Origin of the sequence: Eikenella sp. HMSC071B05 (assembly GCF_001811325.1) — a bacterium.
In the GTDB taxonomy this organism is placed as follows: Bacteria; Pseudomonadota; Gammaproteobacteria; order Burkholderiales; family Neisseriaceae; genus Eikenella; species Eikenella corrodens.
Genome location: NZ_KV804539.1, coordinates 172,362 through 188,985, shown reverse-complemented (window position 1 = coordinate 188,985; position 16,624 = coordinate 172,362). Strand labels below are relative to the sequence as shown.

Sequence of the window (16,624 nt, the reverse complement as noted above, 5' to 3'; positions counted from 1 at the left end):
TCTGCGAAGCTAAAATTTTCAGGTAACCTTCAACGTTTCAGCCGCCCGCAGCCACATTCTTCGGTACAATACCGCATCTTCATTTTCCAGCCGTTCCCACCATGAACACTTCCCCCCTTATCGCCCTGTGTGCCGGCGAAGCTTCGGGCGACTTGCTCGGTGCACACCTGATTGAGGCCATCCGCGCGCGCTGCCCGCAGGCACGGTTTACCGGCATCGGCGGCCCGCGTATGCAGGCGGCTGGGCTAAAAAGCCTGTTCGACCAAGAAACGCTGGCGGTGCGGGGCTATGTGGAAGTACTGAAAAACCTGCCGGCGATTTGGTGCATCCGCAAAGGCTTGATTGCCGAAATGAAACGACAGCGGCCAGATGTGTTCGTGGGCATCGACGCACCGGACTTCAACCTGGGCGTGGCTGCCGCGCTCAAGGCTGCGGGCATCCCCACACTGCATTATGTGAGCCCTTCGGTGTGGGCGTGGCGGCGCGAGCGGGTGCATAAAATCGTGCAGCAGGCAGATGAAGTGCTGTGCCTGTTTCCGATGGAGCCGGAGCTATACCGGCAGGCCGGCGGGCGGGCGCGGTTTGTGGGACACCCGTTGGCGCAAACCCTGCCTTTGGAAGCCGACCGCGCCGCCGCACGCCGCGAGTTGGGGCTACCTGAAACACAGCCCGTATTCGCCCTGCTGCCCGGCAGCCGCGTGAGCGAAATCGACTATATGGCACCGCTGTTTCTGCAAGCTGCTCAGCTGGTTCGGCAACAAATTCCCGAGGCGCAGTTCCTGCTGCCCTACGCCACCGAAGCCACCCGCACGCGCCTGCAAAGTCTGCTCGGCGCCGAGCCGTATTGCCGCCTGCCCTTGCAACTGCTCCCGGGCGGCACGGCGCAAGCCTGCACGGCGGCGGATGCGGTGTTGGTCACCAGCGGCACCGCCACGCTGGAAGTGGCGCTGTGCAAACGGCCGATGGTAATCAGCTACAAAATCTCGCCGCTCACCTATGCGCTGGTGAAGCACAAAATCAAAGTGCCCTATGTGGGGCTGCCCAACGTGCTGCTCGGCCGCGCCGCCGTGCCGGAGCTGCTGCAGCACGATGCCGAGCCGGAAAAGCTGGCCGCCGCGCTGCTGGATTGGTATCGCTCGCCGGAGAAAACCGCCGCGCTGCAGCAGGATTTCACCGAGCTGCACCATTTATTGCGCAAAGACACCACCGCCGAAGCCGCAGCGGCAGTATTGGCCGCCGCGGGGGCAACCCCATGATTTGGCAGGCCGGTGTGGACGAGGCCGGACGCGGGCCATTGGTCGGCAGCGTGTTTGCCGCCGCAGTGGTGTTGCCAAACGAATACGATTTGCCGGGGCTTACCGACTCGAAAAAGCTCAGCGAACGCCGCCGCGACGAGTTGGCGGTGTTGATTAAACAGCAGGCGTTGGCTTGGTGCGTGGCCGCCGCCTCAGTGGAAGAAATTGACCGGCTCAACATCCTGCACGCCACCATGCTGGCGATGCGCCGCGCCGTACACGGGCTGGAAAGGCTACCTGAAAAAGTGTGGATAGACGGCAACCGCGTGCCGCCCGATTTGGGCTGCGAAGCCGAAGCCGTAATAAAAGGCGACAGCAAAGTCATCCAGATTTCCGCCGCCTCCGTGCTGGCCAAAACCGCGCGCGACGCGGAAATGTATGCCCTGGCCGAACGCTACCCACAATACGGCTTCGAACGGCACAAAGGCTACGGCACCGCCGAACACCTCGCCGCCCTGCAACGCCACGGCGCCCTGCCCGAACACCGCCGCAGTTTTGCTCCGGTGCGGGAAATCCTGGCGCAGAGGCGGCTGTTTGAGTGAATCAGGTTTGCGCCCGCAGAAACTTAGCTTTGCCTTCGTCAAACCATCGCTTTAGCTTCGTTGAAGCTTGCGCTTTAGCTTCGCAGAAGCGCATCCTTGGCTTCGCCAAGACATCGCTTTCAGGTAGCCTGCTGGGCAGAACAGCCAAATTGCGCAAACAAAATTAATCAAACAATGCAGGCCAATAGCCTTTATGTGGTGCACAAACTTGACAAGCTCCGCCAAGACGCGTATAGTCCACCTTCCCTGACGCGGGGTGGAGCAGCATGGTAGCTCGTCGGGCTCATAACCCGAAGGTCGTAGGTTCAAATCCTGCCCCCGCAACCAATTCCAAACCTCTCGGCAAATTGCTGGGAGGTTTTTGCATTCCGGCAATTTTATGCCCGCATATAACTCAAAAATAAAACGATGTGTCGCAGTTTGGCCGAGGGCTGGCAATCTGTTGGAATTTTACCAATCCTAACATTACCAACCCCAGCTGTTTTGGCCGCTGGGTTTTATTTTTGTACAAAATTTCCTGTAGAATAGTTATTCAACGTTAATAGCCAAACAACTGCGAAAGGATGCAGATGTTTAGCTATATGGCGTAATGTTTCAGGTAGCCCCTTTATCAAGGCTACCTGAAAATATGCCTGTGAACCGATAAATATCTTAATTTCTTCAACCAAATAGATCATGACAACCCGCCATTTCTCCCGCCTAGCCCTGTTGCTGGCCGCCGCTTTTTCCACCCAAGCCTGGGCCTCCGGCTACCATTTCGGCACTCAATCCGTGAGCAGCCAATCCACGGCCAACTCCTCCTCCGCCGAAGCCACCGATCCTTCCACTTTGTTCCACAATCCCGCCGGCCTCACCAAACTCGAAGGCACGCAAGTCAGCATCAACGTCAACCTTGTTGCGCCCAGCGTGAAATACAGCGATGCCGAAGCCTACTACCCCGGCACCAACCAACCCGTGCAAGGCGCCACTTCCGGCAACATCCGCCCGAAGAGCATAGTGGTTGCGCCACATTTTTATTTGTCGCACCGCCTAAACGATAACCTTGCCCTGGGCTTGGGCATGTACGTTCCCTTCGGCTCCGGCACCGAATACCAGCATGATGCCGTTTTACGCTACAACCTAAACGAGTTGAGCGTGAAAACCATCGCTATCCAGCCCACCGTTGCCTATAAAATCAACGATCAGCACTCTGTTGCCCTCGGCCTGGTGGCTCAGCACACCACTGCCAATTTGCGCCAATACGCCAACTTCGGCGCCTTCCCTCCGCTGCGCCGCAACGGCTTTGCCGATGGTTATGCCAGCGTGGAAGGCAGTGATTGGGGCTTCGGCTACAACCTCGCCTGGCTGTGGGACGTAAACGACTCCTTGCGTTTGGGCGCAAACTACCGCTCCAAAGTCAGCCACAATCTGCGCGGCGATGCCGAATGGAAACTGGTGGGCGCAGCCTTCCAAACTCCGATGGGCGGCACAATTTCCAACGCCATCCGCGCCAATGGCTACGCCGAATCCGAAGCCGCCAACGTGCGCATCGTTACCCCCGAATCCTTCTCCCTGCACGGCATGTACAAACTCACGCCGCGCTGGTCGCTCTATGGCGACGCCACCTGGACACGCCACTCCCGCTTCGACCGTGCCGAGCTGAATTTCGGCAACACCAAAACCGTGGCCAACCCGCAAAACCCTGCTGCCCCTGGCCGCAGCAATCAAACCATCCTCACCCCCCAGTGGCGCAACACTTATAAACTCTCCCTTGGTGCGTCTTACCAAATCACCGACCCCCTGCAACTGCGCTTCGGCATCGCCTATGACCAATCCCCCGTACGCGGCGCCAACACCCGCATGAGCACCCTGCCCGATGCCGACCGCCTCTGGCTCTCCTTTGGCGGCAAATACGACATCAATCAGCAGCACAGCCTCAACCTCGCCTACAGCTATGTGCACGTGAAAAACACCTCTGCCAACGTAAACGGCTGGTGCGGCGGCACAGCCTCCGGCCCCGGCTCGCAAGCCTGCGTGTCCAGCCGCACCCACGGCTCCGCCAAATTCAGAAGCCATTCCCATATCTTAGGCTTGCAGTACACTTATAAATTCTAATTCGATTCATGGCGGCAAAAAGGCTACCTGAAAGCATGGCTTCAGGTAGCCTTGTCTAATCCTCCCATCCCTAGTAAAAAAGCAGGCTTTTCAGCCTGCTTTATCTATGCCCGATTGGGCGGTTCAAAGCTTATTCGATGCTCACCTTGCCGCTGGGTTCGGCGCGGTGCTGTTGTTTTTTCTCTTTGTGTTTGAGTACGGCGCGGTCGAGTTTGTCTACCAAGAGGTCGATGGCGGCATACATGTCTTTGTCGGTTTGGTCGAGGTGCAGGTCTTTGCCGGCCATATGCCAATCCACTTCTGCTTTTTGCACCAGTTTGTCCACCGATAGGGTAACGGTGGCGGAAATCACGTTGTCGCTGTGGCGGACGATGCGTTCGAGTTTACCGCTGATGTAATCTCTCAGGGCTTCGGTAACCTCGATGTTGATTCCGTTGATTTTCAGGTTCATAGCTCACTCCTTTACAGGTGGGTTGGCTGCGCGCGGCGGCAAGCTAGGCTTTCTGCTTGCGTTGGTGCGCAGGCGGGAAATTGAGTTCTTCGCGATATTTGGCCACGGTGCGTCTGGCGAGTACGATGCCTTGCAGGGCGAGCCGCTCGGACATGGCTTGGTCGGAGAGCGGTTTGCGTTTGTCTTCGCCGGCAATCAGGCTTTCGATTAGGGCTTTCACGGCGTTGGCGCTGATGCCGTCGCCGTCTTCTTCGCTGCTGTAGGCGGCTGCCTGGCTGAAAAAATAGCGTAGCGGAAATATGCCTTGCGGGCAAGCCAAATATTTTTGGTTTACGGCGCGGGACACCGTGCTTTCGGCCAGGCCGAGGTTGGTGGCGGTTTCTTTAATGGTCAGCGGCACGAGGCCGATGGCGCCGAAGGAAAAGAAATCGGCCTGACGCTCCAAAATGGTTTCGGCCAGCCGCAACACGGTACTTTTGCGCTGCTCCAGCGAGCTTAGCAATACTTTAGCCTCATTGAGCTTTTGTTTCAACTCCGGCGCTTCGCTGCCGTATTCGGCGAGCAGGTCGGAATATTCCTGATTGAGCTGCACCTGCGGCCAGGCCTGGCGGTACATGCCCACCGTCCATTTGCCGGTTTCGGGGTCGGGGCGGATCCACACGTCGGGATCGACGTATTCGGTGTGGCCGGAGCCGGAAAGGCCGTAGGCGGGGAAAGGATTGAGGGAGGCGACGAGGGCCTGGGCGGCTTCGATGGTGGCGGCGCTGTATTGGGGGAGTTTTTTGCGCACTTGCTGCGGCAGGCTGCTTTTGGCGATGTCGGGCAGGAAGTGTTTCACCAGCTGCACGGCGCAGAATACGGTGTCGTCCGGCTGCCGCCGCGCCAGCTGGAGCAATAATGATTCGCCCAAATCGCGCGCGCCCACGCCGGCGGGATCGAACTGCTGCAAATGGCGCAGGGCTTCGGCCATGTCGTCTTCATCGAGCATCCATTCCAGCGGGGAGTTTTCCACGATGTCGGTGAGGCTGTCGTTCAGGTAGCCTTGGTCGTCGAGGTAGTCGATGAGCAAATGCACGCGGGCGGCCTGGTCTTCGTCTAGCGGGTGTTCGCACACCTGCTCGTGCAGCATGCGGCGGAAATCGGCTTCGTCGGCCACGGTTTCCCACACGTCGCCCTCTTCCATGCTGTTGGTTTTGCGGGTAACCGGTATGGCGGCGGAATAATGGGGTTCGGGCTCGCCGCTGTCGGCCGGATCGTGTTCCGGCCGTTCGAGCAGGGGGTTGTCGGCCAGCCAGCTTTCCACTTCTTCGGCCAATTCCAGCGACGACATATGCAAAATGCGCAAAGATTGCTGCTGCTTCTGATTGAGCTGCTGGGTTTGGCGCAGTTTGAGTTTGACGGATTGCTGGGTCATTTTAGGCTACCTGAAACCTTAGTAATCGAAGTTCTCGCCCAGATACACAGCACGTACTTCTTCGTTGCCCACCAACTCTTCGGGGCGGCCGCTGGCCAGCACGGCGCCGTTGTTGATGATATAGGCCCGGTCGCAGATGCGCAGGGTTTCGCGCACGTTGTGGTCGGTAATCAGCACGCCGATGCCGCGCTGTTTGAGGAAGTTGATGATATTTTGAATGTCGATCACGGCAATCGGATCAACGCCGGCAAAGGGTTCGTCCAACAGGATGAAACGCGGACTCATGGCCAGCACGCGGGCAATTTCCACGCGGCGCCGTTCGCCGCCGGAGAGGGCGGGGGCGGGACTTTGCCGCAGGTGGGTGATGTTCAGGTCGGCCAGCAGGTCGTTGAGGCGCGATTCGATGGTATGGCGGTCGGTTTCGTGCAATTGCAGGATGGCACGGATGTTTTCTTCCACCGTCATCTTGCGGAAAATCGAGGCTTCCTGCGGCAGATAGCCCAGGCCTAAGCGGGCGCGCTGATACACGGTCATGTGGCGCAGCTCGTGGCCGTCGAGACTGATGGTGCCGTGGTCAGCGGCCACCAGGCCGACAATCATGTAAAAGCTGGTGGTTTTGCCCGCGCCGTTGGGGCCGAGCAGGCCAACCACTTCGCCGCTTTCGATATCGAGCGAGAAATCCTGCACCACTTGGCGCTGTTTGAAGCTTTTGCGCAGCTGTTTAACGCTGAGGCGGCTGTGCGGTGTGGTCATTATGTTGTTTTCCCTTGGGTTGGTTGGGTATCACGGGCAGCGCTGAGGCTACCTGAAAAATAGGGCTGCCATACGCGGGTTCAATGCGTAGCAGGGTTTTGCAGCTGCATTATTTGGTCGCGTTGCACCTGCAACACGCCCGGCACGCACTCCAAGCGGTGGATGGCCTGCTCCATCTCCTGCTGCGGCGGGATGCGGGCGGCGATGCCGTTGATGTTTGTATAACGGTACACCAGCTCGGCCTGCATTTCGCGCACGGCCTGAAGCAGCGGCTCCGCGCCGACAGCGGAGTCGTATAACACAATCAGCACGCGGTTGGCGGCTTGCTGTTCCGGCTGGGCACTGAGTGCACTTGGCGCGGCGGTTGGCGGCGGGGCAGCGCAGGCGGTAAGCATGGCTAGGCAGGAGAGGAGGAGGGCACGGATATTCATGGTTGCTTGGTTTTCGGTTTCAGGTAGCCTGTGCGGCGTGGGGCTACCTGAGCATCATTATGTCAGCGATGCAAAAGGTGTTTTATTTTTCAGGTAGCCTCAAATGCGGGCTACCTGAAACCGGTATCGCAGGCTTTCAGGTAGCCTGTTTTCTGATCTTGGCTTTGCCCTGCGTGAGGCGGAAGCTGTCGTCAATCAGTTGGCGGATCAGCGCGTCGTCGGCCTGTTCCAATTCGATGCTCAGCCAGTGTTCTTTGCTCATGTGGTAGGCGGGCAGGATGCTGGCTTGGGCGCGCATGGCACCGATGTGTTCGGGGCGGCATTTCACGTTGAGCAGGGGCACGGTGCGGCCGGGGGCGCGCCCGAGTTTTTCCGCCGGCACAGGCAGGTACACGCCAAACCATTTGCGGCTGCCGCTGTGGCGGAATACGGCGTATTCGGGGAAGCGGGAAAAGGGATGGTCGGGCGCGGCGCGGTAGCGTTCGACCATTTCGGCAAACAGGGTTTCGGCCTTCATCCCGCCTCCGTTATTTCTGCTGCGGCTGGATGGTGATACTCACGCGGCCTTTGTTGGCGTTGCTGCGGCTGCCGCCCAGCACGGTATAAACTTCGGTGCGGGTGTTGTAGGTAATGGTGTCGCCGCTGGCCCGGTCGCCGCCGCGCTCGAGCTTGGCGCCGCCGCTGAGTTTCACGATGCCGGTGGCGGATTGGTATTCCACGCGGGCGGCCTGACCTTTCACGGTGCCTTGGCGGTCAAGCTGCTGGCCGAAGTGTACCGGGCTGCCGGAGGCGGTCATGGTTTGCGCGCCGTCGGCGGCTTTCACCACGCGCACCTTGGCGGCGCGGATATACATGGTGCCCTGCTGGATAACCACGTTGCCGGAAAATTCGGTGCTGCGGTTGCCTTGGTCGAGCGAGCCTTGGTCGGCTTCGATTTGGATGGGTTGGTTGCGGTCGGAGGTGAGCGCAGAAGCCGCGGCTGGCAATAGCAGGGCGGCGGCGAGGAGAAGGGCGCGGGCGGGTTTAATGTTGTTGTTTGGGGTCATAAATCACGGCCTTAATACGGGAGGAAAGATTGAGCAATCCTTGTTTGTGGTTGTAGGTCATGCCTTGGGCGGTGCCGTGGGAGGCGCCGTATTGATAGTTCACCAAATCTTGGGTATGGGCGGTTTGGGTTTGGGTGTTGACGGTGAGGCTGTCGGTTTTGAGGCGGCCGGCAGGCTGGCCGTTTATAGCGGGTTTGTCAAACACCACGTTTTTCTCAAATACCACTTGGTTTTCGCCGCCGATATAGTGTGCCTGATCGGCGGTGATGCGGTACACCATCTGCCCGCCTTGCGAAAACATCACATTAGGTTCGGCCAAATAACCGTCTTGGCGGTTGGGAAACTGCCAGGCGCGGGTGGCCGTGAGCTGCTGGGCCAGGCTGCCGTCGGCGGCAAAGCGGCGGCCTCGGATGCCGAAAATCTGGTATTGCGGCTCGTGCGGATCGAGCGGGGTTTCTTCGGTTTCGAGCTGGCTGATGCGGTCGAGCCAGAAGCTCACGCCGCCGAGCGCGAGTGCCAACACCAGCGGAAACCACCAGCCGCCGAATCGTTTAATCATTCTGTGTATTGCTCCCAAGCGGTTTTCAGGTAGCCTTTGGCCTGCATGATGACTTCGCACAATTCGCGCACGGCACCGGCGCCGGCCGGGCGGCGGGTGATGTAGGCAGCGTGTTGCAAAACCCATTCGTGCGCCTCGGGCACGGCGGCGGGCAGGCCGCAGCGCACCATCACGGGCAAATCCACCACATCGTCGCCGATGTAGGCGCATTCGTGTTCGGCCACGCCGGCGGCTTCGCGCAATTCGGCGTAGGCGGCGCGTTTGTCGCTGATGCCTTTGAAGTAGTGATGGATGCCGAGCTGTTTGGCGCGCACGGCCACAGAAGGGGCGTCGCGGCCGGTGATGATGGCGGTTTGCACGCCGCATTGATGCAGCATTTTGATGCCGTGCCCGTCGAGCGTGTGGAAGGCCTTGATTTCTTCGCCGTTGTCGCGGATGAAGATGCGGCCGTCGGTGAGCACGCCGTCCACGTCCATAATCAACAGTTTGATTTCGGCGGCGCGGCGGCGCAGGTATTCGGGCAATTCGGGCAGAATAGGGCTCATGCGGGCAATCTCAGTTTCGAATTAGACCCATGATAACATGCTCTAGCACGGGCACAAACCCGTTCGGCATGGTTTTTGCTTGGCGCGGCGGAGCAAAGAAAAGGCTATCTGAAAACATCAAATGGTTTTCAGGTAGCCTTTTTTGGGTTTGAGTTGTAGTAATAATATGATAACAATAGGAAATATATTTCCATCTAGCCTATTCGGCCTAGTATCTTGCTTGTGCGGACCACTTCAGCAGCAATCGGCTTGACGCCTGGCGTACTTCATCCGAGCTTGCGCTTTCATCTCATCAAAATACCAGCCTGAGCTTCATCAAAACATCGGTTCAGTTCGTTAAAACTTTGTTTTCACCCTATTGAAGCCTGTGTTTTCAGGTAGCATTTTTCATTCTCAATTGTATTTATTTTGTTCTCCTTCCGCAGGTTATTTGCAAGCTTCTTTACGCATATTGACTTATTCTGTTGTTTTCCAGTATAAGCAAAACTAGGTTGCTCGTTTTTACAGCAGGCGGCCATAGCTGAAGCACTTATTTTTTCATACCAGGCGGCGAGCCGAAGACAGTACGAGCAGTATGGCAAGGCAAGCCGACGCAGTAAGAAGAAATAGGTGCTTTAGCGATACACCATCAAACCGCCACGAGGCGGTTTAGGAAATCAAAGATAACAACAAGGAGCAGCTCATGAACCCGATGTATATCACCTTCGGCATCTATTTGGTTGCCGTTCTGTTAATCGGCCTCGCGGCCTATTTTTCCACCCGCAATTTTGACGACTATATCCTCGGCGGCCGTAGCTTGGGCCCGTTTGTTACCGCCATGTCGGCCGGGGCTTCGGATATGTCCGGCTGGCTGCTGATGGGCCTGCCGGGCGCAGTGTATTTGAGCGGCCTGAGCAAATCTTGGATTGCCATCGGCCTGATTATCGGCGCGTATCTCAACTGGCTCTTGGTGGCTGGACGGCTGCGCGTGCACACCGAATACAACAACAACGCGCTCACCCTGCCCGATTATTTCCACCACCGCTTCGGCGCGCAAGGGCAGGCGATGAAAGTGATTTCCGCGTTCATCATTCTGTTTTTCTTCACCATTTATTGCGCCAGCGGCATTGTGGCCGGTGCCCGCCTGTTCCAAAGCCTGTTTACCGACATGAGCTACACCAGCGCTATGTGGCTGGGTGCGGGCGCCACTATTGCCTACACCTTTATCGGCGGCTTCTTGGCGGTGAGCTGGACAGACACTGTGCAGGCCACGCTGATGATTTTCGCCCTGCTGCTCACGCCGGTGATGGTGTATTTGGGCGCGGGCGGCGCAGATGAAGTTTCCGCCCTCATCCAAACCGCCGCCGCTGCCAACGGCAAGGAATACGGCAGCCTGCTGCACGGCACAACCTTCATCGGCATCATTTCCACCGCCGCCTGGGGCTTGGGCTACTTCGGCCAGCCGCACATTCTGGCGCGCTTCATGGCTGCCGAAAGCGTGAAATCGCTGGTGGGTGCTCGCCGCATCGGCATGACTTGGATGATTTTGTGTTTGGGCGGCGCAGTGGCCGTGGGCTATTACGGTATCGCCTACTTCGGCGCCCATCCCGAGCAAGCTGCTGCCATGCAGGGTAACCACGAACGCGTATTCATCGCCTTGTCCACCCTGTTGTTTAACCCGTGGATTGCCGGCGTGATTTTGAGCGCGATTCTGGCGGCCGTGATGTCCACCCTGTCTTGCCAGCTTTTGGTGTGTTCCAGCGCCATCACTGAAGACTTCTATAAAGGCTTCCTGCGCCCGAACGCGCCGCAGAAAGAATTAGTGTGGATTGGCCGCATCATGGTGCTGGCCGTGGCCGTTATCGCCATCCTGATTGCCGCCGACCCCGACAGCAAAGTGCTGCAACTGGTGGAATTTGCCTGGGCAGGCTTCGGCGCGGCATTCGGCCCCATCGTTATCCTTTCCCTGTTCTGGAAACGCATGACCGCCAACGGCGCATTGGCAGGCATGATTGCCGGCGCTGCGGTGGTGGTGCTGTGGGTACAGGTGGTGAATCCTGCGCTGGCCAACGCCGGCATGGCTACGCTGTATGAAATCATCCCCGGCTTCATCGCCTGCGGCCTGACTGCCGTAGCTGTATCGCTGGTTGGCAAAGCACCTTCTGAGGAAATCTGCCAACGCTTCGAAAAAGCCGATGCGGATTACCGCGCCGCAAAATAAAGGGCGGCAAAAGGCTACCTGAAAATTTTCAGGTAGCCTTCAAACTGCCCGTATCAAAAGGTTTTAGGCTAGCTGAAACTGCCTCCGGCCTGTTCAGCCAGCCCTTAAGCGATTAACCAAGCCCCTTCCTTGCCAAACATTCTTTCACATTATCCGCAGTTTGGTTTATGATGCCGTTTTACCGAAGTTCAAACCAAGCAGCTATTCATAACGAAACAGAGGCTACCTGAAAAGCGGTTTATCGGGCAGCCCCACCAACCACGGAGACCAACCATGTTCCAGTTTGCCCATCCCCAACAAACCAGCCTGCGCCAAGCCGTTACCGATGCCTACCGCCGCGACGAAGTTGAAGCCGTGCAGGATATGCTCGAACGCGCCCAGATGAGCCAAGACGAGCGTACCGCCGCCGACCGGCTCGCCCGCCGGCTGGTGAAGCAGGTGCGCGAAGAGCGCCGCCGTGCCAGCGGGGTGGACGCATTGATGCATGAGTTCTCCCTTTCCAGCGAAGAAGGCATCGCCCTGATGTGTTTGGCCGAAGCCCTGCTGCGTATTCCCGATAAAGCCACCCGCAACAAACTTATCCACGACAAAATCTCTGGCGGCGACTGGAAAAGCCACCTCGGCAACAGCCCCTCTTTATTTGTAAACGCCGCCGCCTGGGGCTTGCTGGTTACCGGCAAGCTCGCTGCCGCCCCCAGCGGCCAAAGCCTCGGCAACGCGCTCACCCGCATCGTGAGCAAAGGCGGCGAGCCGCTCATCCTCAAAGGCGTAGACTACGCCATGCGCATGCTCGGCAAACAGTTCGTTACCGGCCAAACCATCGAAGAAGCCCTGAAAAACGGCAAAGAACGCGAAAAACTCGGCTATCTCTATTCCTTCGATATGCTCGGCGAAGCCGCCATGACCGAAGCCGATGCCGAACGCTACTATCAAGACTACGTCAACGCCATCCACGCCATCGGCCAAGATGCCGCCGGCAAAGGCATTTATGAAGGCAACGGCATTTCCGTCAAACTCTCCGCCATCCACCCGCGCTATTCCCGTGCCCAACACGACCGCGTGATGAGCGAGTTGCTGCCGCGCCTGAAAGAATTGTTCCTGCTCGGCAAAAAATACGACATTGGCATCAACATCGACGCCGAAGAAGCCAACCGCCTCGAACTCTCACTCGATTTGATGGAAGCCCTAGTTTCCGATCCCGATCTGGCCGGCTACCACGGCATTGGCTTCGTGGTGCAGGCTTATCAGAAACGCTGCCCCTTCGTAATCGACTATTTGATCGACCTCGCCCGCCGCAACAATCAGAAGCTGATGATCCGCCTGGTGAAAGGCGCGTATTGGGACAGCGAAATCAAATGGGCGCAAGTGGACGGTATGAATGGCTATCCCACCTACACCCGCAAAGTCCACACCGACATTTCCTACTTGGCCTGCGCGCGCAAACTGCTGGATGCGCAAGACGCCGTGTTCCCGCAATTCGCCACCCACAACGCCTACACCCTGGCCGCGATTTACCAGATGGGCAAAGGCAAACAGTTCGAACACCAATGCCTGCACGGCATGGGCGAAACCCTGTATGACCAAGTGGTCGGCCCACAAAACTTGGGACGGCGCGTGCGCGTGTATGCGCCGGTGGGCACGCATGAAACCCTGCTCGCCTACTTGGTGCGCCGCCTGTTGGAAAACGGTGCGAATACCTCGTTTGTCAACCAGATTGTGGATGAAAACATCAGCATCGACACCCTCATCCGCAGCCCCTTCGACACCATTGCCGAACAAGGTATCCACCCCAACAACAGCCTGCCGCTGCCGCGCAATCTGTATGGCAACGAACGCCTCAATTCGCAAGGCCTCGACCTGAGCAACGAAAGCACGTTGCAAGAGCTGCAAACCGTTATGAACAATGCCGCTGCCACGCCCTTGCATACCGTGCCGCTTTTGGCCGTGCCTGCCAAAACTCAGGCCGCGCATGAAGTGCGTAATCCGGCCGACCACAGCGAAGTGGTGGGCAGTGCCGCCTTCGTAGAGGCCGCCGCCGTGCCGGAAATCATCGCCGCCGCCAAAGCCGCCGAAAGCAGCTGGTCTGCCGTTTCCGCCGCCGAGCGCGCCACCATGCTGCGCCGCCTGGCCGACCTGATGGAAACGCACATGCCCGAGCTGATGGCCTTGGCCGTGCGCGAAGCCGGCAAAACGCTGAACAACGCCATTGCCGAAGTGCGCGAAGCCGTGGATTTCTGCCGCTACTACGCCGACGAAGCCGAACACACGCTACCTGAAAACAGCCGGGGCGTGGGCACCATCGTGACCATCAGCCCGTGGAACTTCCCGCTGGCCATCTTCACCGGCGAAGTGGTGGCTGCATTGGCTGCCGGTAACACCGTGGTGGCCAAACCCGCCGAACAAACCAGCCTGATCGCCTACCGCGCCGTGCAGCTGATGCATGAAGCCGGTATTCCGCGCAACGTGCTGCAGCTTGTGCTTGGCGCGGGCGATGTGGGTGCCGCCCTCACGCAAGACGAACGCATCAACGGCGTGGTGTTCACCGGCTCTACCGAAGTGGCCCGCCTCATTAACCAATCGCTTGCCCGCCGCAGCGGCCAACCCGTGCTGATCGCCGAAACCGGCGGCCAGAACGCCATGATTGTGGACAGCACCGCGCTGGCCGAACAAGTATGCGTTGACGTGCTCGCCTCTGCCTTCGACAGCGCCGGCCAGCGTTGCTCCGCCCTGCGTATTTTGTGCGTGCAGGAAGACGTGGCCGACCGCATGGTGAACATGATTCGAGGCGCGATGGACGAATTGCGCGTGGGCAACCCCGCCGAGCTGAGCACCGATATCGGCCCGGTAATCGATGCCGAAGCGCAGGCCAATCTGCAAAGCCACATCGACCGCATGAAAGGCATCGCCAAATCCAGCCATCAAATCAGGCTACCTGAAAATGCCGATAACGCCACCTTCATCGCGCCCACTCTGTTTGAATTGAACAATTTGAACGACTTGCAGCGCGAAGTGTTCGGCCCGATCCTGCACGTTATCCGCTACCGCGCCGACGAGCTCGACCAGCTCATCGACCAAATCAACGCCAAAGGCTACGCCCTCACCGGCGGCATCCACAGCCGCATCGACGGCACGGTGGAACACATCCGCCGCCGCATCGAAGCCGGCAACCTTTATGTGAACCGCAACATCGTCGGTGCCGTGGTGGGCGTGCAGCCCTTCGGCGGCCACGGCCTCTCCGGCACCGGCCCCAAAGCCGGCGGCCCCTTCTACCTGCAACGCCTCAGCCGTCTCAACAGCTGGCGCACGCCCCCGCTCACCCGCAGCGGCCAAGCCGATGAAGACGCGCTCAACCGCCTGCAAACCCTGCTGCAAAGCCTGCCGCTCACCCAAGAGCAGAAACTGGACTTGGCCGGCAGCCTCGGTCGCGCCCGCGTACACACCCTGCGCCAAGCCGAGCAAGTGTTGCGCGGCCCCACCGGCGAGCACAACGTATTGAGCTGGCATGCGCCCAAACGCGTATGGCTCTACGGCGGCAGCCTGCTGCAAGCCTTCGCCGCCTGGATTGAGCTTGCCGGCTCCGGCATCACCGCCCTCGTGTCCGACCAGCATCCATTGGCCGCCTACGCCGAACAGGCTCCCGACCTGCTGGAAACTTCCGCCACGCCCGCTTCCGCCGGCATCAGCCATGTGGTTGCCCTGGAAGAATTGCCGGTGGAACTCAAACAGACACTGGCCGGCAGCGACGGCGCACTGGTGCGCATCATCAACGCCCAACACGGCGTGGACGTGCTGCAGCTGTTTGAAGAAACCTCCTGCAGCATCAACACCACCGCCGCCGGCGGCAACGCCCACCTGATGGCCGCAGGCGATTAAACCAGCGTTTGTGTAAGCTAGAAAAAGGCTACCTGAAAGTTTCAGGTAGCCTTTATTTGTAGGAAATCGTCGCGTTGTTTACACTTTTTCTACGGCGGACAGCTTTTGTTTTTTCTTGAATGATTCTTAGGCAGCCATCCGTCATTATCAAGAACAGAGCGGTTTTCCCGTGTCTATCGACATTCTTGACAATGCCGGATAGCTGCTCAAACGGGTCTTCAAGCAAAAGCCGAAAGTGTAAACAACGCTGTTGATTTCCACACTTTATTACTGTGCAAATGGGAATGGAGCAAGGCAGTAAGCCTCAGATAATACAGCTAGAGCAACCAAGCGAGCCAAGGCACTAGCATTCTTATTTTAATTCGCTATATTGAAAGAATCGAATGCTTTGCCGGATATTAAGCATCCAACCCAGATAAGAAAAAGGCTACCTAAAAACGCAGCGCAACAAGGCTTCTGCGAAGCTAAAAGTTTCAGGTAGCCTTTCTATTGTGCTATGTACTAACTCAATCCTGCCGCCGCTTTTCCCACAGCTTCATCAGCGGCAACACCACCGCGCAGGCAACCGCGCCCACGACGAGGCCGGTGATTAGGTAGGCAAGCGTGCTGGTGAGGCCGCTGTCCCAGTGGTGTTCGTGCAGCCAATGGTGCAGCGCGCCCCAATTGTGGGCAAAAATGCCGCCGCCCACGAGGAACATGGCCAGCGTACCCACGATGCTGACGCCGCGCATGAACCACGGCATAAACAAAATAAGGGCTTTGCCAACCGCAGCGGTAGCCGGGCGACGCATCAGGGCGAAGCCGAAGTCGTCGGCCTTCACGATTAACGCCACGATGCCATACACAAACACGGTAAGCCCGATGCCGATGAGCAGCAGGCTGATGATTTGGGTGGTGAGGCTGGATTCGGCCACCACGCCCAGGGCGATGATGACGATTTCGGCGGAGAGGATGAAGTCGGTGCGGATGGCGCCTTTGATTTTGGTGTTTTCGTCGATCAATTCGTCGGGCACGCTGTGTGCGCTGCCGTCGCGGCGGTGCATCAGCTTGTGCAGCAGTTTTTCCACGCCTTCAAAACATAAATAACCGCCGCCGAACATTAAAAGCGGCGTAATCAGCGCAGGGGCAAACACGGAAAGCAGCAGGGCGGCGGGAATCAGAATCAGCTTGTTCACCAGCGAGCCCTTGGCCACCGCCCACACAATGGGCAGCTCGCGGTCGGCGCGTACGCCGGTTACCTGGTTGGCATTGAGCGCCAAATCGTCGCCCACCACGCCGGCGGTTTTTTTGGCGGCCACTTTGGTCATCAAGGCCACGTCGTCGAGCACGGAGGCGATGTCGTCGAGCAGGGTGAGGAGGGAGGAGAAAACCATTTTGAATCCTTGTGATATATAGTGGATTAAATTTAAATCAGGACAAGG

General features: G+C 58.4%; 14 protein-coding genes and 1 tRNA gene. 6 read left to right on the top strand and 9 right to left on the bottom strand.

The annotated features are described in order from the left end of the window. Positions 1–101 precede the first annotated feature (101 nt). The 4 genes from lpxB (at position 102) to HMPREF2796_RS01805 (ending at position 3,931) form a co-directional block, all read left to right on the top strand. Positions 102–1,256, top strand: a complete 1,155-nt coding sequence (gene lpxB, locus HMPREF2796_RS01820) for a lipid-A-disaccharide synthase (RefSeq protein WP_070630498.1) — start codon at positions 102–104, stop codon at positions 1,254–1,256. Continuing rightward, the gene (rnhB, locus tag HMPREF2796_RS01815) at positions 1,253–1,837 is read left to right on the top strand and encodes a ribonuclease HII (RefSeq protein ID WP_070630496.1); all 585 of its coding nucleotides are present in this window, start codon (positions 1,253–1,255) and stop codon (positions 1,835–1,837) included. The genes lpxB and rnhB overlap by 4 nt, the downstream gene beginning before the upstream one ends. A 250-nt stretch (positions 1,838–2,087) precedes the next feature. Then, positions 2,088–2,164 (top strand) — tRNA-Met (locus HMPREF2796_RS01810). Between the two features lie 348 nt (positions 2,165–2,512). Then, positions 2,513–3,931, top strand: a complete 1,419-nt coding sequence (locus HMPREF2796_RS01805; protein ID WP_070630494.1) for an OmpP1/FadL family transporter — start codon at positions 2,513–2,515, stop codon at positions 3,929–3,931. 130 nt (positions 3,932–4,061) lie between these two features. Here HMPREF2796_RS01805 and hpf read toward each other — a convergent pair whose 3' ends face one another. The 8 genes from hpf to HMPREF2796_RS01765 all read right to left on the bottom strand — a co-directional run bounded on the left by hpf (position 4,062) and on the right by HMPREF2796_RS01765 (position 9,130). Further along, positions 4,062–4,382 (bottom strand): ribosome hibernation-promoting factor, HPF/YfiA family, encoded by a 321-nt coding sequence (gene hpf, locus HMPREF2796_RS01800; protein WP_003824407.1) that lies wholly within the window; start codon positions 4,380–4,382, stop codon positions 4,062–4,064. A 43-nt stretch (positions 4,383–4,425) separates the two neighbouring features. Beyond that, on the bottom strand, positions 4,426–5,796 hold the full coding sequence (rpoN, locus tag HMPREF2796_RS01795) for an RNA polymerase factor sigma-54 (RefSeq protein ID WP_070630491.1): 1,371 nt from the start codon (positions 5,794–5,796) through the stop codon (positions 4,426–4,428). An 18-nt stretch (positions 5,797–5,814) separates the two neighbouring features. Continuing rightward, positions 5,815–6,549 (bottom strand): LPS export ABC transporter ATP-binding protein, encoded by a 735-nt coding sequence (gene lptB, locus HMPREF2796_RS01790; RefSeq protein WP_023887455.1) that lies wholly within the window; start codon positions 6,547–6,549, stop codon positions 5,815–5,817. Positions 6,550–6,629: 80 nt separating this feature from the next. Then, a complete protein-coding gene (locus tag HMPREF2796_RS01785) occupies positions 6,630–6,980 on the bottom strand; it encodes a hypothetical protein (RefSeq protein WP_070630489.1) in 351 nt (116 codons plus the stop codon). A gap of 136 nt (positions 6,981–7,116) precedes the next feature. After that, positions 7,117–7,497: an MmcQ/YjbR family DNA-binding protein gene (locus HMPREF2796_RS01780; protein ID WP_070630487.1), complete on the bottom strand. Its 381-nt coding sequence runs from the start codon at positions 7,495–7,497 to the stop codon at positions 7,117–7,119. 10 nt (positions 7,498–7,507) lie between these two features. Next, positions 7,508–8,026, bottom strand: coding sequence for a lipopolysaccharide transport periplasmic protein LptA (lptA, locus tag HMPREF2796_RS01775; protein ID WP_088383463.1), 519 nt, complete (start codon positions 8,024–8,026; stop codon positions 7,508–7,510). Next, the gene (lptC, locus tag HMPREF2796_RS01770) at positions 8,004–8,585 is read right to left on the bottom strand and encodes an LPS export ABC transporter periplasmic protein LptC (protein WP_070630485.1); all 582 of its coding nucleotides are present in this window, start codon (positions 8,583–8,585) and stop codon (positions 8,004–8,006) included. The genes lptA and lptC overlap by 23 nt, the downstream gene beginning before the upstream one ends. Next, positions 8,582–9,130 (bottom strand): KdsC family phosphatase, encoded by a 549-nt coding sequence (locus HMPREF2796_RS01765; protein ID WP_070630482.1) that lies wholly within the window; start codon positions 9,128–9,130, stop codon positions 8,582–8,584. The genes lptC and HMPREF2796_RS01765 overlap by 4 nt, the downstream gene beginning before the upstream one ends. A gap of 682 nt (positions 9,131–9,812) precedes the next feature. On the opposite strand from HMPREF2796_RS01765, the gene putP reads away from it, so the two are divergent. Further along, positions 9,813–11,330: a sodium/proline symporter PutP gene (putP, locus tag HMPREF2796_RS01760; RefSeq protein ID WP_049257664.1), complete on the top strand. Its 1,518-nt coding sequence runs from the start codon at positions 9,813–9,815 to the stop codon at positions 11,328–11,330. Between the two features lie 273 nt (positions 11,331–11,603). Continuing rightward, positions 11,604–15,203, top strand: a complete 3,600-nt coding sequence (gene putA, locus HMPREF2796_RS01755; protein WP_070630481.1) for a bifunctional proline dehydrogenase/L-glutamate gamma-semialdehyde dehydrogenase PutA — start codon at positions 11,604–11,606, stop codon at positions 15,201–15,203. 506 nt (positions 15,204–15,709) lie between these two features. Here putA and HMPREF2796_RS01750 read toward each other — a convergent pair. Then, positions 15,710–16,576 (bottom strand): DUF808 domain-containing protein, encoded by an 867-nt coding sequence (locus tag HMPREF2796_RS01750; protein ID WP_070630479.1) that lies wholly within the window; start codon positions 16,574–16,576, stop codon positions 15,710–15,712. Positions 16,577–16,624: the final 48 nt, after the last annotated feature.

Excerpts from the sequence above, each read along its gene's own strand:
- lpxB (WP_070630498.1), top strand. The coding sequence starts at position 102 with ATGAACACTTCCCCCCTTATCGCCCTGTGTGCCGGCGAAGCTTCGGGC.
- rnhB (WP_070630496.1), top strand. The coding sequence starts at position 1,253 with ATGATTTGGCAGGCCGGTGTGGACGAGGCCGGACGCGGGCCATTGGTC.
- HMPREF2796_RS01805 (WP_070630494.1), top strand. The coding sequence starts at position 2,513 with ATGACAACCCGCCATTTCTCCCGCCTAGCCCTGTTGCTGGCCGCCGCT.
- hpf (WP_003824407.1), bottom strand. The coding sequence starts at position 4,382 with ATGAACCTGAAAATCAACGGAATCAACATCGAGGTTACCGAAGCCCTG.
- rpoN (WP_070630491.1), bottom strand. The coding sequence starts at position 5,796 with ATGACCCAGCAATCCGTCAAACTCAAACTGCGCCAAACCCAGCAGCTC.
- lptB (WP_023887455.1), bottom strand. The coding sequence starts at position 6,549 with ATGACCACACCGCACAGCCGCCTCAGCGTTAAACAGCTGCGCAAAAGC.
- HMPREF2796_RS01785 (WP_070630489.1), bottom strand. The coding sequence starts at position 6,980 with ATGAATATCCGTGCCCTCCTCCTCTCCTGCCTAGCCATGCTTACCGCC.
- HMPREF2796_RS01780 (WP_070630487.1), bottom strand. The coding sequence starts at position 7,497 with ATGAAGGCCGAAACCCTGTTTGCCGAAATGGTCGAACGCTACCGCGCC.
- lptA (WP_088383463.1), bottom strand. The coding sequence starts at position 8,026 with ATGACCCCAAACAACAACATTAAACCCGCCCGCGCCCTTCTCCTCGCC.
- lptC (WP_070630485.1), bottom strand. The coding sequence starts at position 8,585 with ATGATTAAACGATTCGGCGGCTGGTGGTTTCCGCTGGTGTTGGCACTC.
- HMPREF2796_RS01765 (WP_070630482.1), bottom strand. The coding sequence starts at position 9,130 with ATGAGCCCTATTCTGCCCGAATTGCCCGAATACCTGCGCCGCCGCGCC.
- putP (WP_049257664.1), top strand. The coding sequence starts at position 9,813 with ATGAACCCGATGTATATCACCTTCGGCATCTATTTGGTTGCCGTTCTG.
- putA (WP_070630481.1), top strand. The coding sequence starts at position 11,604 with ATGTTCCAGTTTGCCCATCCCCAACAAACCAGCCTGCGCCAAGCCGTT.
- HMPREF2796_RS01750 (WP_070630479.1), bottom strand. The coding sequence starts at position 16,576 with ATGGTTTTCTCCTCCCTCCTCACCCTGCTCGACGACATCGCCTCCGTG.